The organism is Erwinia pyrifoliae DSM 12163, assembly GCF_000026985.1.
Classification (GTDB): Bacteria; Pseudomonadota; Gammaproteobacteria; order Enterobacterales; family Enterobacteriaceae; genus Erwinia; species Erwinia pyrifoliae.
In genome coordinates, this window is the sequence record NC_017390.1 from 1,844,112 (window position 1) to 1,858,599 (window position 14,488).

The 14,488-nt window shown below is 51.6% G+C and carries 10 protein-coding genes; 3 read left to right on the plus strand and 7 right to left on the minus strand.

The features are described from left to right. Positions 1–23 precede the first annotated feature (23 nt). Entirely contained in the window at positions 24–1,094 is a 1,071-nt protein-coding gene (dadX, locus tag EPYR_RS08195) for a catabolic alanine racemase DadX (RefSeq protein ID WP_012667933.1), read from the plus strand. A 5-nt stretch (positions 1,095–1,099) separates the two neighbouring features. Here dadX and EPYR_RS08200 read toward each other — a convergent pair whose 3' ends face one another. From EPYR_RS08200 to yeaG, 5 genes are all read right to left on the minus strand, one after another. After that, positions 1,100–2,290, minus strand: a complete 1,191-nt coding sequence (locus EPYR_RS08200) for a multidrug effflux MFS transporter (RefSeq protein WP_012667934.1) — start codon at positions 2,288–2,290, stop codon at positions 1,100–1,102. A gap of 150 nt (positions 2,291–2,440) precedes the next feature. Further along, positions 2,441–3,910, minus strand: a complete 1,470-nt coding sequence (wbaP, locus tag EPYR_RS08205; RefSeq protein ID WP_012667935.1) for an undecaprenyl-phosphate galactose phosphotransferase WbaP — start codon at positions 3,908–3,910, stop codon at positions 2,441–2,443. Positions 3,911–4,344: 434 nt separating this feature from the next. Next, positions 4,345–6,066, minus strand: coding sequence for a potassium/proton antiporter (locus EPYR_RS08210; RefSeq protein WP_012667936.1), 1,722 nt, complete (start codon positions 6,064–6,066; stop codon positions 4,345–4,347). 1,155 nt (positions 6,067–7,221) lie between these two features. Continuing rightward, positions 7,222–8,499 (minus strand): YeaH/YhbH family protein, encoded by a 1,278-nt coding sequence (locus EPYR_RS08215; RefSeq protein WP_012667937.1) that lies wholly within the window; start codon positions 8,497–8,499, stop codon positions 7,222–7,224. A gap of 70 nt (positions 8,500–8,569) precedes the next feature. Continuing rightward, the gene (gene yeaG, locus EPYR_RS08220) at positions 8,570–10,504 is read right to left on the minus strand and encodes a protein kinase YeaG (protein WP_012667938.1); all 1,935 of its coding nucleotides are present in this window, start codon (positions 10,502–10,504) and stop codon (positions 8,570–8,572) included. Between the two features lie 514 nt (positions 10,505–11,018). Between yeaG and EPYR_RS08225 the strand changes: the two genes are divergently transcribed. Next, positions 11,019–11,807, plus strand: coding sequence for a MipA/OmpV family protein (locus EPYR_RS08225; RefSeq protein WP_014538862.1), 789 nt, complete (start codon positions 11,019–11,021; stop codon positions 11,805–11,807). Between the two features lie 145 nt (positions 11,808–11,952). Then, entirely contained in the window at positions 11,953–12,144 is a 192-nt protein-coding gene (locus EPYR_RS08230) for an aldo-keto reductase family protein (RefSeq protein WP_014538864.1), read from the plus strand. A 179-nt stretch (positions 12,145–12,323) separates the two neighbouring features. On the opposite strand, the gene EPYR_RS08235 is transcribed toward EPYR_RS08230, so the two are convergent. Together EPYR_RS08235 and gapA are read right to left on the minus strand one after the other, a co-directional pair. After that, positions 12,324–13,202 (minus strand): D-hexose-6-phosphate mutarotase, encoded by an 879-nt coding sequence (locus tag EPYR_RS08235; protein ID WP_012667940.1) that lies wholly within the window; start codon positions 13,200–13,202, stop codon positions 12,324–12,326. 113 nt (positions 13,203–13,315) lie between these two features. After that, positions 13,316–14,311 carry a glyceraldehyde-3-phosphate dehydrogenase gene (gene gapA / locus EPYR_RS08240; protein WP_012667941.1) on the minus strand — a complete coding sequence of 332 codons (996 nt, stop codon included), beginning with the start codon at positions 14,309–14,311 and terminating at the stop codon, positions 13,316–13,318. Between the last annotated feature and the right edge of the window lie 177 nt (positions 14,312–14,488).

Sequence of the window (14,488 nt, forward strand, 5' to 3'; positions counted from 1 at the left end):
TCGCATAGTTACAAGGAGAGGATATGTCTCGTCCGATTGTCGCAACGATAAACCGCGCCGCGTTGCGGCAAAATCTGGCCATAGCGCGCTATACTGCGGGTGGTGCGCGCCTGTGGTCAGTGGTCAAAGCTAACGCTTACGGGCACGGCATTGACCACGTCTGGCAGAGCCTGAACGAAACCGATGGTTTTGCCTTACTCAACCTGGAAGAGGCGATATTACTGCGTGAGCGCGGCTGGAAAAAACCGATTTTGTTACTGGAAGGATTCTTCCACCCGGACGATCTGCAGATCCTTGACCGTTATCGTCTAACCACCAGCGTGCACAGCAACTGGCAAATTAATGCGCTGGCCCAGGCAAAGCTCTCTGCCCCCATTGATATCTATCTCAAAATGAACAGCGGCATGAACCGCCTTGGCTTTCAGCCCGAACGGGTGCATGGCGTCTGGCAGAAGCTGCGATCGCTGGAGAATGTCGGCGAGCTGACGCTGATGGCACACTTTGCCGATGCAGAGTCGGCGGAGGGTGTTGCCGAGCCGCTGAAACGCATTGAGCAGGCAGCAGAAGGGCTTGAATGCCCTCGTTCGCTGGCAAACTCCGCCGCCACGCTATGGCATCCACAGACGCATTACGACTGGGTTCGTCCGGGGATTATTTTGTATGGGGCTTCTCCCAGCGGTCAGTGGCAGGATATTGCCGGTAGCGGTTTACAGCCGGTCATGACCCTCACCAGCGAAGTTATCGCCGTTCAGCAGCTCGCAGCCGGATCCGGGGTGGGTTATGGCAGTCGATACCGCGCAAACTGCAGTCAGCGTATTGGCGTCGTGGCCTGCGGCTATGCTGATGGTTACCCGCGTCATGCCCCCACCGGTACGCCGATCCGGGTCGATGGCGAAAAGACGCAGATCGTTGGGGCCGTTTCGATGGATATGATCACCGTTGATCTGACACCGTGCTTACAGGCGGGAATAGGCAGTCAGGTTGAACTTTGGGGCGACAACGTCAAAATTGATGATGTGGCTTCAGCATCCGGCACCGTGGGTTATGAGCTGATGTGTGCGCTGGCGCCAAGGGTGCCGGTCAGAGTTGTCTAAAACGCTCAGAGCGCGGTCAGCGTGCCGCGCTCTGAGCGGCTCATCCGCCAGGAGATGATCGCCAGCAGCGCCCCGGCCAGCATCATCAAGCTCAGAGCCGGCTTTTCCGCTACGGGAATGGCCATCGCTAACAGCCCGATGGACGCTCCTCCCGCCATTTGAATACAGCCTGCCAGCGCGGAAGCAACCCCGGCCTGCTGCTGATACGGCTCCAGAGCATAGCTGGTGGCGGGGCCGACGATAAATGCCAGTCCGGCAACGGCGACGGCAACCGGTAACATATAAAGCAACCCGTTTGTCTGCCAGCTTTCAGGCAGCAACAAGACTCCTGCCATTAACATGATGGCTCCGGCGACCATGGCCAGCGCGCCTGCCGCCAGGCAGAAAGGGCGACCCGCTCTGCGGATTAGCTTATTCACCCCCACGCTGACCAGCATGATCCAAAAACCATTTGCGCCAAAGGCCATGGAAAACTGCATGGCGCTGAGCTGACCTTCCGTCATCAGCACCTGCGGTGCCAGCGACACATAGGTGAGCACCATGCCGAGCGCGCCCGCGTTGGCAAAGGCAAAGGTGAAAAAGCGTGGCTGGCGCAGAATTTTCCAATATTGCACTAACGGCAACCCCTTCACTTTTCTGGTATCAAGTGGACGGGTTTCCGGCAGGAAGAGGGCGATGAGTATGGCAATAAACACCGCAAAGGCACCCAGGAACCAGAAATTTGCCCGCCAGCCTAATGCTGCGGCCAGAAAGCCACCCAGCATCGGTGCCAGCGCCGGAACAATATTCAAAGCTCCGTTGAGGAAACCGTAGGCGCGTGCCGCATCGTCACCGTCAAGACGGTCGCGCACGCCAGTGAAAGCGACCACGGCGGTACAACACACGGCGCAGCCCTGGACGATGCGGGCGCACAGGAATTGAGGCCAGCCGGTGGCGGTTGCCGCCAGAACGCTGCCGGTAACGTAAAGCAGCAGGCCGAGTAAGGCGATCGGTTTACGACCGAAATTATCGACCAGCGGGCCGGCAACAATTTGTCCCAGGCCCATGACCAGCAAAAAAAGCGGAACAGTGGTCTGGATGGCGGTTAGGGGCGTGTTCAGACCGCTGGCGATGTCGGGCAGCGTGGGCAGGTAGAGATCAATACCCAGCGGGGCAAGCAGAACCAGGCTGAGCAATAGCAGAGTAAATTTTTGCATGGCAGGGTGAGTGTCCGGGTTAAAGCAAGCCGGACAGGTTAGAGTTAACCGATGGAAAAGAAAAGCATGAATTTAGAAAAGCGCTCCTCAGAAGGTGACAGTCACGCCCTGTGCCGTGGCACGACTGTCACCCGCAATGGGCGGGTCAGCTTAATAAGCTCCGTCACGACGCAGTACCACGCCGGCGGTTTTAAACAGAATGGCAATATCCGTCCACAGCGCCCAGTTTTTGACATACCAGGAATCGAAATAGACGCGAGTATCGTAATCTATGTCGTTTCGCCCGCTAACCTGCCATAAACCGGTCATACCGGGTTTCGCCATCAGGTAATAATCGACATCACCGGCATAACGCTCCAGCTCGGCTTCAACCACCGGGCGCGGTCCCACCAGGCTCATCTCCCCACGGATCACGTTCCACAGCTGGGGCAGTTCATCAAGGCTGGTTTTTCGCATAAACGCGCCAAGTTGCGTGATGCGAGGATCGTTTTTCAGTTTAAAATCTTTATCCCACTCGATGCGAGCTGCCTCACTGGTAGCCAGCAGCGTTTCCAGCACTTTAGTCGAGTTCACTACCATGGAACGGAATTTCAGACATTTAAATTTCTTACCATCCTGGCCAACGCGCTCATGACCGTAGATCGGGCTGCCGCCATCACGTCTCACCAGCCAACAGATCACGGCGAAAACAGGGCTAAGGAATAACAGCAGCAGAGAGGCAACGACCACATCAAAGGTGCGCTTCAGGAATCGCGATGAGCGCTTAGCCAGATTATTACTGACACGCAATAACATCACCTCGTGGCTGAAGACGAACGACATGTCCGTACCGTAAAGCGGCACGCCGCGAAGAGTAGGAACCACCGAAACAGAGCGGCACTTTTTGCCTGAGAGTAGTTTCAGCCAGTGGTCGCGCAATGCGCGCTGATCGTTTTCCATCGCCACGATGAATTGCGTATTATCGAGATCGACCGAATCCCATATAATATCCTGTTGATCGATGACCGGAATGCCGTTGAAACTGCCCTCCGTTGTATGGCCCCCGCCTGGCGAAACAAATGCCTTAACGTCATAGCCGAGAAGCTCTTCACTTTGCAGTGCGGCAAATGCTTCGTGCGCATTTCTACCACTGCCAATAATAATAGTGTGCTTCTGCCAATGCCCGGTTTTCAGAATGGTGTTTTTAACAGAGGAACGCAGCAGCGGCACAAAAATAAGGGCATATATCCACGTAAAGCTCCACAGCGTGCGTGAAAAATCCCATTTTGAAAATGCAATAAGAGCCAGGTCTAGCAATGAAAAAATGATCAGCGTTTTAATGATCTCTTTTAATTCAAACCAGAAAGGTTTGCGATAGGTATAATGACGCAGTCGCATCCAGAACCAGGCGGTGCACAATATGGACATGACAGACTGGGCAATAAAACGAATTTCTATTTGCTGGGCTGGAATAAACATATCCAGATCACCCCAAATAGCCTTTACGGTCGCAGCCGATAAAAAAAGGGCTAAATTTATTGAGAATAAATCAGATAAGCTTAGAGCTACTTTGGCAATAACATTCTTTCGCGAACCGCTTAACGTACGGCGATTGTCTTTAATTATCAGAGTACTTGCCATAATTCATGTTCTCTTTTATAAGGGAGCAATGACCTGCAGAGGATAATCTACGGATCCAGCAGTTGACATATTAAACCCCAGGTTGACCAACATAATTTTATGTAACCTGCTCGTTACAGTAACAACGATAACTGTGCTGTGTAGCCGGACATAGCAGTATTCAGCCACATGATAAGAATATCAGTATGCAGCAGTTACTGGTTTTCGTTAATACGGGAAAATCCTAAAAGGTGTTTAAAGATCAAGCAGGGGAAAAGTGCATCAGAAAAATTAATTCAGGGACGGAGCAATAACAGCGAAATAGGCTTATTTGACAATAAGATGAACCTTAAGAGGATAATAAAAAACCGCCAGTGGTAAACAGAGGCGGTTTTCGAATATGCTCATAGCATGCTGATCAGACAAGCGCTTAGCCCTGCATGCAGGCAGGGATATTACTCATCCTGTACCTTTACGCCGATCTTGACGATTTCGTTAGCTTCTTTCTCGGCGACCGTCCACAGCATATTTTTCCACTCTACCTGATCGCCTACCACCGGAGCGCCGCCGATGATGCCGGAAACCAGCTGGCCCAGCGTTTGTTGCGTATCCGTTTCTTCATCCAGTTCAATGCCGTAGATTTGTGAAACATCCTGTAGCAGAGCGTCTGCCTGCAAAATAAAGTCACCAAAGAAACGTTGATCTAACGACACCGGCGGCGATTGGCTGAACAGTTTGCCCAGTGCTGCCAGATCGCGCTCACGGCCAATAACGCATAACACATCATTGACTTTCAGGCGGGTGCTGCCGGTTGGATGGAGCAACAGGTTATTTCGGAACAGGGCGGCGATACGTGTTTCGCGCGGCATGCGCAGATCGCGCAGTGCTGCACCGATGCACCATTTATCGGCGCTGAGCTGGTAAACAAACTGTTCCCAAGGGTTTTCAGGGTGAATATCCAGCCCGATGCGGGAGATGGGCGACGCCAGCGGTGGCACCACCACCCGTGCTTTACGTGCGGCCCATCCGAGTGAAGTGCCCTGAACCATCAGTGAAACCAGCACCACGAAGAAGGCGATATTAAAGAACAGCGCCGCGTGAGGTAAGCCCGCCATCATCGGAAATACCGCGAGAATGATCGGTAACGCACCGCGCAATCCTACCCAGCTGATGAACATACGCTCGCGAATATTAAACCCACGGAAAGGTAACAGCCCGATGATCACCGAGAGCGGGCGAGCAACCAGTATCAGACAGAGAGAAAGCAGGGTAGCCGGTAGAGCAATACGCCAGAGGTCAGCGGGATTAACCAGCAGTCCCAGCACCAGGAACATTCCAATTTGGCTTAGCCATGCCATGCCATCAAAAGTTTGCAGAATACCGTGGCGGTTGCGGATTGGGCGGTTGCCTAGCACAAAACCACACAGATAAACGGCAAGGATACCGCTGCCTTCCAGCACGGTGGTGAGCGAGAAAACCAGAATGCCACCACTGACTGCCAGCAGAGGGTAAAGGCCGCTGGCCAGCGACACGCGGTTGATCACCTGCAGCAGCGCCCAGCCGCCGCCCAGACCGAGTACAATACCCAGGCCGAATTGTTGAACCAGATGTACGACAAACATCCAGCTAAGCCCCGTTTGCCCCTGTTGGATCATCTCAATCAGCGTGATGGTGAGAAAAACGGCCATCGGGTCATTGCTGCCCGATTCGATTTCCAGCGTGGCGCTGACGCGTTCATTCAGGCCTTTGCCGCCCAACAGTGAGAAAACCGCTGCCGCGTCGGTGGAGCCAATTATCGCACCGACCAGAAAACCGTTAAGCACATTCAGATCGAACAGCCACGCGGCGGCCAGTCCGGTCAGCCCGGCGGTGATCAGAACACCAACCGTTGCCAGTGAAAGCGCCGGACCTAAAGCGACGCGAAAAGAACTGGCCTGGGTGCGCATTCCACCATCAAGTAAGATCACCGCAAGAGCCAGATTGCTTATCAGGTATGCGGCGGGGTAGTTATCAAAGGCGATGCCACCGATGCCGTCTACGCCAGCCAGCATGCCAAGGGCAAGGAAAATAACCAGGATCGGGATCCCTAATCTGGAGGAAAAAGAGCTGAGCAAAATGCTTGCGGCAACCAGCACTGAACCAATGATGAAGAGACTGTAAATCGCGCTGGCTTCCAATGTGTACTTCTCCTGTTTAGAATAAAAACTATTTTTACAGTGTGTTATCTGACGACGCTGATTGTCAAAAACTGTAAGCGAATCAGACGACTTCAAGCGCCTTAAATAGAGTCTTGATATAATAGCGTAAAATTCAAAGGAATAAATGTTGTTCACAGAGCTAAGAAAAGGCAATCAAACTGTTGATTGCCAGCCAAAGCGGATTCTGAACATTTTTACCACCGCAGAGCGCTCGGTTGAGCGTGACTTTTGACCTCATTGATGGCAAATGGGCATCCTGTAATTAAATCGATGGCGCGAGCGATAAAAGGGGGGCATCTCTAATCTGTTTAGCGCAAGGGGGCTGAAGAGAAGCGGGCCAGCGTGGCCAGGCTATGTGGCCAAGCTATTTAGTGGGTGTATTCTGCATTTGGACAATAAAAGGTGGAGCCGCTGCAATGGCAGCAGACCCCATCAGACACTTTATAATTAAACAAGGGTGGTCATTTAACTATGTTGCACAAAACTTATTGCTTTCCAGAGAAACCTGTTCAAGATGAAGTCATATTCTGCCATATAAATCACCTCGCCGCTGACGATAGATGAGTTCACTTATTGAATTTTCGCCCTGCCACCCCCTCAGCCATAACGGTTCCTGCACGGGGCATAACCATAACAAAGCGACTGCCATTACTGTTATTTATATTAAGAATGTACTTACCTAAATTGCGTGTAGACCCTTCCTCAATTTTAAGTAAATCTAGCGCTTGTAAGGTGGGTTTTGTGTTTGTTGTTGGGGAGAGAGGGGTTTAGAAATTTTATACATATTTTTCACCGACGTATAATAGTAACAAAAAAACTTGTTAAAACAGCAGTGAATTGTAGAGCTTATTGGTAACTTTTATACCAGGAAACCTTATTGTGATTAATTGGTGAAAAATTTCGGAAAATCACCAACAGCGCCTGTTTTTTTGTAGGATAAATGGAATGTATGCCGACTTTGAACGGACTAAAGGGTAACGAACAACCTGAATGACTCAAAAGAGCAGGTTGATAACCTGCTCTTTAAGCGAAGCCCCGAAACGCGGGTGGCAACTTCCTCCAGGCCTGGGGCGCCAGCCAGCAGCCAGATGAGCAGCAGCTCAACCGATGTAATGCCGGCTGAGGCGGATAAAGTTAATAATTCTCTTCAACCTGTTTTTTGAACAGTTCACGGAATACCGGATAAATATCCTCCTGTTCACGGATGTGTTGAATGGCAAAATTATCGAAATTGGTCTGCAGATGTTCATATTCACGCCACAGAGTTTGATGAGCGCGGCGGGTAATCTCTATATAACTGTAGTAACGTACCACCGGCAAAATCTGCCGGGCCAATATTTCATGGCACAATGGCGAATCATCAGCCCAGTTATCGCCATCTGAAGCTTGCGCTGCATAAATATTCCATTGCGCGGGGTCATAGCGTTCCTTGACAACTTCATCCATTAATTTGAGCGCACTGGAAACGATGGTGCCCCCGGTTTCCTGTGAATAGAAGAACTCCTGCTCATCCACTTCTTTTGCCTGAGTATGATGGCGGATATAAACCACATCGACGTTTTTATACGTTCTGCTTAAGAAAAGATAGAGCAGGATATAGAAACGCTTAGCCATATCTTTGGTGGCCTGGTCCATCGACCCGGAGACATCCATCAGGCAAAACATCACTGCCTGACTGGAAGGCTCCGCGCGCTTTTCAAAATTTTTGTAGCGCAAATCGAACGTATCAATAAAAGGCACGCGCTTAATACGCGCACGCAGCTCCTCTATTTCCTTACGTAACCGCTGTTCTTCCAGCAGTTGAGCGGGTTCGCTTTGTTCCACCCGCAGCAGAGAATCTTCCAATTCAGCAAGCAGACGCCGTTTACCGGCGGTCATGGCCGTGCGCCGCGCCAGCGAGTTCTGCAAGGAACGCACCACGCTGATATTTGCCGGGACGCCGTTAGCGGTGTAGCCGGCGCGGTGGGTTTTATATTCGGTAAGCTGTCGTTGCTGATTCTTCTTCAGATTCGGTAGCGCCAGGTCCTCGAATAACAGGTCCAGATATTCGTCTTTAGAGATATTGAAGACGAATTCGTCCTGTCCTTCGCCATCTTTTCCGGCATTGCCCTGACCGCTCCCGCCTGCGCCACCGCCATGGGGGCGCTCAACGCGGTCGTTCTGCACAAAATGGTCATTGCCGGGATGAACGCGATAGCGTTCTCCACCGCGTCCCTGATGGAAACTCGGTTCGTTAATGTCCTCTATTGGAATCGAGACGGATTCGCCGCTCTCTACGTCGGTGACCGAACGCTTATTAATGGCTCCGGAGATCGACTGTTTTATTTGCGATTTGTAGCGGCGCAAAAAACGCTGGCGATTAACCGCGCTTTTGTTTTTACCGTTAAGACGCCGATCGATAAAATAGGCCATAGCTCCCCCAAAATGGTTACCAACCGGGTAAGGGCACATGCCCCTTGCCCGATCGGATGCGACTGCCGGTTCAGGACGATTTTCTGACGCGTAAATACCATTCGCACAGCAGGCGAACCTGTTTACGGGTGTAGCCTTTTTCCATCATGCGATCGACAAAATCATCGTGTTTTTTCTGCTCGTCGGTAGACGTTTTCGCGTTAAACGAAATGACGGGCAGCAGCTCTTCGGTGTTGGAAAACATTTTTTTCTCAATCACCGTGCGCAGCTTCTCGTAGCTGGTCCAGTTAGGATTACGGCCGCTGTTATGAGCGCGGGCGCGCAACACAAAGTTGACGATTTCGTTACGGAAGTCTTTTGGATTACTGATCCCGGCCGGTTTTTCAATCTTTTCCAGCTCCGCATTCAGCGCTTCGCGGTCAAACAGTTGGCCGGTATCCGGATCGCGATATTCCTGATCCTGAATCCAGAAGTCAGCATAGGAGACGTAACGGTCGAAAATGTTTTGACCATATTCTGAATAGGACTCCAGGTAGGCAGTCTGAATTTCCTTACCAATAAATTCGGCATATTTCGGGATCAGGTAACCCTTCAGGAATTCAAGATATTTTTCAGCCTGTTCCTGTGGAAACTGCTCGCGATCTATCTGCTGTTCAAGCACATAGAACAGATGAACCGGGTTTGCTGCCACTTCGGCGTGGTCGAAATTGAATACGCGCGAAAGGATTTTGAAGGCAAAGCGCGTAGACAGCCCGTTCATCCCCTCATCCACGCCGGCGTAATCACGGTACTCCTGATAGGATTTCGACTTAGGATCGGTATCCTTCAGGGTTTCACCGTCATAGACGCGCATTTTGGAGTAGGTGCTGGAGTTCTCTGGCTCTTTTAAGCGCGACAGGATGGAAAAGCGCGCCAGCGTTTCCAGGGTTCCCGGCGCACAGGGCGCATGCGCCAGTTCACTGTTAACCAACAATTTTTCGTAGATTTTTATCTCTTCCGAAACGCGCAGGCAGTAGGGCACCTTAACGATGTAAACGCGGTCAAGGAATGCCTCATTGTTTTTGTTATTACGGAACGTAACCCATTCTGATTCATTCGAGTGCGCCAGAATAATCCCGTTAAAAGGCAGGGCGGAAATGCCCTCTGTGCCGTTATAGTTACCTTCCTGAGTCGCGGTAAGCAGAGGATGAAGCACCTTAATCGGCGCTTTAAACATCTCGACAAACTCCATCATTCCCTGGTTCGCCCGGCACAGCGCGCCGGAATAACCATAAGCATCAGGATCGTTCTGCGCATGATTTTCCAGCTTGCGGATATCAACTTTACCCACCAGCGCCGAGATATCCTGGTTGTTTTCATCACCCGGCTCGGTTTTGGCGATGGCAACCTGCTCCAGTATCGACGGCCAGATTTTCACTACCTTGAAACGGGTGATATCCCCGCCGAAATCGTGCATACGCTTCGCGGCCCACGGCGACATGATCGTACCCAGATAGCGACGGGGTACGCCATATTCTTTGTCGAGAATGTTGGCATCTTCCTGCGGGTTAAACAGGCACAGCGGATGGTCATTGACCGGACTGCGTTCGCCGTCTGCGGTGAGCACATAAATCGGTACGCGCTGCATCAGTGATTTCAGCCGTTCAGCAAGAGAAGATTTACCCCCGCCCACCGGCCCCAGCAGATAAAGAATTTGTTTCTTCTCTTCAAGGCCCTGCGCAGCATGTTTCAGGTAGGAGACGATCTGCTCAATCGCTTCTTCCATACCATAAAACTCTTCGAACGCCGGGTAACGCGCGACGACGCGGTTGGAGAAAAGCCGTGAAAGGCGAGGCTCCAGAGCGGTGTCGACCATCACAGGTTCACCAATGGCCATTAATAGTCGTTCCGCCGCATTGGCGTATGCACTGCGATCCTGACGGCAAATAGTCAGGAATTCCTGCAGTGTGAACTCTTCGTCCTTGGCAGCTTCATAACGCTGACGATAGTGATCGAATATATTCATGGCGTTGCCCGTCCTTTTGTTTTTATACCGGAAATACTTCGCGCTGCAGGTAGGTTCGCTTCGCTTGCATGGCCGAACCGCTTGACTTGATAAGTGGTCGGGGCTCACGGTGAAGCTGCCTTCCTGCAACCCGAATTATCGGGGTATAGCACAGATACCAGGAGCTGAAGAAATAACCACTCCTGAAGAATTCATAGCTGAGTACAGCAACCCTTATGCCAACCTGGCATGATTTATAGGCCTGCTTTAAAATGAGGGTCGCCTGCTCACCGAACTGGGTAGTTCATTATTAAGCGTAGATCGCATTCAGAAAATTTCCTGAATTAGCGTAGTTTTCAATGAAATTTCAATAACAAAGTTACATTGACGCACAGCCTGAGTCTTGACTGCTGCGCCCTGACAGGATCCTGCAAGCCTCCAGTTGCTATACGGCGGCAGCGCAAATGGCTGAAAGTGAATTCAGAGTGTTACAGGTTGTATGATTCTCTGACGCAGACAACACATCCCGTTTAGAATGTCAGTCCGATTGTTATATTTATGGATTGAACAAGTTGTGAACCATTTCAAATTTACCGCGCTTTCTGCGTTTTTACCCTGCTGCTTAATGGCACCGCTGGCACAGGCCAATCCCTTAACGCTGGGAGGCGGGCTGCTCTACAGTCAAAGCCCGTATAAAAGTGGACAGGATCGCTACTACCCATTGCCCGTCATCAATTATGAAGGGGACAGCTTCTATATTCGTAGCCTGCAGGCGGGATATTTTTTGTGGAAAGACCCGCAGGATCAGCTGTCATTGACGGTTATTGGTTCACCGCAAAATTACGATCCCGATGATGCCGATGACGCCGATATGAAATCGCTCAACAAGCGCCGTATGACGCTGATGGGCGGGTTGGCATATCGTCATAGCGCAGACTGGGGCATCGTACGTACCACGTTGGCAGGCGATATGCTTGATAACAGCAACGGTATTATTTGGGATGTAGCGTATCTTTATCGCTTTGAAGTCGGTCAGTTCAGCCTGACGCCAGGTATCGGAGCGCTATGGAGTAGCGCCCGGCAAAATCGCTACTATTACGGTGTCACCCCGAATGAATCCCAACGCAGTGGTGTTGACAGTTATGATCCCGATAGCAGCTGGAGCCCTTATCTGGAGCTGAGCGCGGGATGGAAAATAAGCGAAAACTGGAATGCCATGTTGTCCGGCCGCTATTTGCGTCCCGGTAGCGAAATTAAAGACAGCCCGATGGTTGATGAAAAGGCACAAATGCTGTTATTCACCGGGGTGAGCTACACATTCTGATGGCCTGAGCGCCCGTATTCAGGGCGCATTACGCCTTTTGCATCATCGGAATGCACCAAAACAGAGCAGGGGAGAGCCTGATGAGTCTACCGGTTGTCATCACTGACGGCGCAGCACGGCCTGCTATCGGCTGGGAACGTGGTTTATGGGGGAATATGCCGGACAGCCTCAGCAGCAGGTTGCCGCTTTATTAACGGGGCTGGAGATGAGCCTTACCCTGACAAACAGCGCAGAGATGTATGCCGATGGCGGTGCGGAACAGGTCGTCGGTAACGCGCTGAACGTTCGGCACGACCGCGCCTGGCGGGTATCAACGTTTTACCCCGGGCATGCTTAATTTTCGTCGTGATGAATTGGCCCTGATTAATCAGGCATTCCCCCCACCAGCGGCCAGGGTGGCGCTGGACATCGTTTGACTCCCCTGGCGGCCTTAGCGGCTTAACGGCACTACAGTTTCTGCATTCCGGGGCGTATTCACTCAGGATTGGGCTGGGTTGTGTATACGCCCGGCAAACTTCACTTTTTTCGACGAACCCTGAAGGTGGTTGCCAGTCGGGCTGGCCTGTCGTCGCTGCTGATCATTGGCTGACTGATATGCGCCGTTTCGACACAAACCATGGTTTTATATCCGTCATTGGCCATATCGGCCATGCTACATGATAACGCGGGTCCCGGATTCCATGTGACAACGTCACTGTGGTAATGGTGATGCACTTCAATCACCCGCTCTCCGCTGTTATCGCTAATGACGCTGCAATCGTCAGGCTGCGTGTAAGTACGGTCGGTGCGCTGAGGATAGGTTTGTACGCCGTCGTCAGACGTTCCCGTCACCCCATCTTTGACTTTATCAATATAACCCGGCCCCAGGCCACTGACCGAAACGCCGCCGATATCCGCCACGGCGAAGTAACTGTGCAGTGCGGCAGTTGACTCAAATGCACCATGTGCTTCAAGTTCAATCTCACAGTGTTCGCCAAAGCGGAACCGGGCAAACAGGGTAAAATCGTGTGGCCATAACTTCCTGGTTCTCTCGCTGCTTTTCAATACCAGCGTCAACATGACGCACTGTTCGTTCTCATCATGTGCAAAAAGCTCCCAGGGCAGATGACGGGCAAAGCCATGTGCCGGCTCGCCGGCCGGGCCAAACCAGGGCCAACAAACAGGCACACCGCCGCGAATCGCTTTTCCGTCACGCAGAGGAGTTTTATCGCTAAGCCAGATAACGGGCTTTTCACCCGTGGGCTGCCAGGCAATCAGCTGGGCGCCCTGAAGGGTAACGGCCGCGCGTACTTTGGGATGGGTGATGACAATGACCGGTAACTCGCCCAGCTGGCGCTGTGAGAGGTAGGGGGTCAACGGGTTAAGCACAGGCAGGGAGAATATGTTCTCGTTCATCAGACAGCCTCCAGAATTAAGCGACAAAAAAGGGCGACATGCGTCGCCCTCAGGTTTGTTCCACATCCAGCCTTAAACTGCCTTAAGTCTTGCCAGTTTATGCGGCTGATAACTTATTTAGCGATGTGAGCAATCAGATCCAGAACCTTGTTCGAGTAACCTGTTTCGTTGTCGTACCAGGATACCAGTTTCACAAAGTTGTCATTCAGGGCGATACCGGCTTTAGCATCAAAGATAGAGGTCAGTTTTTCGCCGTTGAAATCGGTAGAAACCACTTCATCTTCGGTGTAGCCCAGAATACCTTTCAACTCACCTTCGGCAGCCGCTTTAATCGTGTCACAGATTTCTTTGTAAGACGCCGGCTTTTCCAGACGTGCAGTCAGATCAACAACGGAAACGTTAGGAGTAGGAACGCGGAACGCCATACCGGTCAGTTTGCCGTTTAGCTCAGGGATCACTTTACCTACCGCTTTCGCAGCACCGGTAGAAGAAGGGATAATGTTCTGCGATGCGCCACGGCCGCCGCGCCAGTCTTTGTGAGACGGGCCGTCAACGGTCTTCTGGGTCGCCGTCGTCGCGTGAACAGTGGTCATCAGTGCTTCAACAATACCGAATTTATCGTTGATGACTTTCGCCAGCGGTGCCAGGCAGTTAGTGGTGCAGGAGGCGTTAGAAACGATAGCCTGACCCGCGTAAGCCTTGTGGTTCACACCCATGACGAACATCGGGGTATCATCTTTAGACGGGCCAGTCAGTACCACTTTCTTAGCGCCAGCTTCGATGTGTTTACGTGCCGTCTCATCGGTCAGGAAGATACCGGTTGCTTCAGCTACCACATCAACGCCGGCCGCATCCCACTTCAGGTTCGCTGGATCGCGCTCAGCGGTAACACGGATGGTTTTGCCGTTAACAACCAGATGGCCGTCTTTGACTTCTACGGTGCCGTTAAAACGCCCGTGAGTTGAGTCATACTTCAGCATGTAAGCCATGTACTCTGCGTCGAGCAGATCGTTGATAGCAACGATTTCTACGTCAGAACGTTCCTGAGCAGCACGGAAAACGATGCGACCGATACGGCCAAAACCGTTGATACCTACTTTGATAGTCATATATTCCACCAGCTTGTTGATAGTGAATAAAAGGTTGGCTGTAAAATTACAAAAACCTTACCAGGCGTCAAGCGGAATCGTGTCAATAGTTGCGACAAATCAACCAGAGATCAGGAATTATTCAACATAAAACCGGTTTCTTAACGAATGGCAGGACTGATTTTGGGGCAGTTTGTT

What these genes read in the sequence shown, in the direction of transcription:
- dadX (WP_012667933.1), top strand. Translation starts at nt 24, where the DNA reads ATGTCTCGTCCGATTGTCGCAACGATAAACCGCGCCGCGTTGCGGCAA.
- EPYR_RS08200 (WP_012667934.1), bottom strand. Translation starts at nt 2,290, where the DNA reads ATGCAAAAATTTACTCTGCTATTGCTCAGCCTGGTTCTGCTTGCCCCG.
- wbaP (WP_012667935.1), bottom strand. Translation starts at nt 3,910, where the DNA reads ATGGCAAGTACTCTGATAATTAAAGACAATCGCCGTACGTTAAGCGGT.
- EPYR_RS08215 (WP_012667937.1), bottom strand. Translation starts at nt 8,499, where the DNA reads ATGGCCTATTTTATCGATCGGCGTCTTAACGGTAAAAACAAAAGCGCG.
- yeaG (WP_012667938.1), bottom strand. Translation starts at nt 10,504, where the DNA reads ATGAATATATTCGATCACTATCGTCAGCGTTATGAAGCTGCCAAGGAC.
- EPYR_RS08225 (WP_014538862.1), top strand. Translation starts at nt 11,019, where the DNA reads ATGTCAGTCCGATTGTTATATTTATGGATTGAACAAGTTGTGAACCAT.
- EPYR_RS08230 (WP_014538864.1), top strand. Translation starts at nt 11,953, where the DNA reads ATGGGGGAATATGCCGGACAGCCTCAGCAGCAGGTTGCCGCTTTATTA.
- EPYR_RS08235 (WP_012667940.1), bottom strand. Translation starts at nt 13,202, where the DNA reads ATGAACGAGAACATATTCTCCCTGCCTGTGCTTAACCCGTTGACCCCC.
- gapA (WP_012667941.1), bottom strand. Translation starts at nt 14,311, where the DNA reads ATGACTATCAAAGTAGGTATCAACGGTTTTGGCCGTATCGGTCGCATC.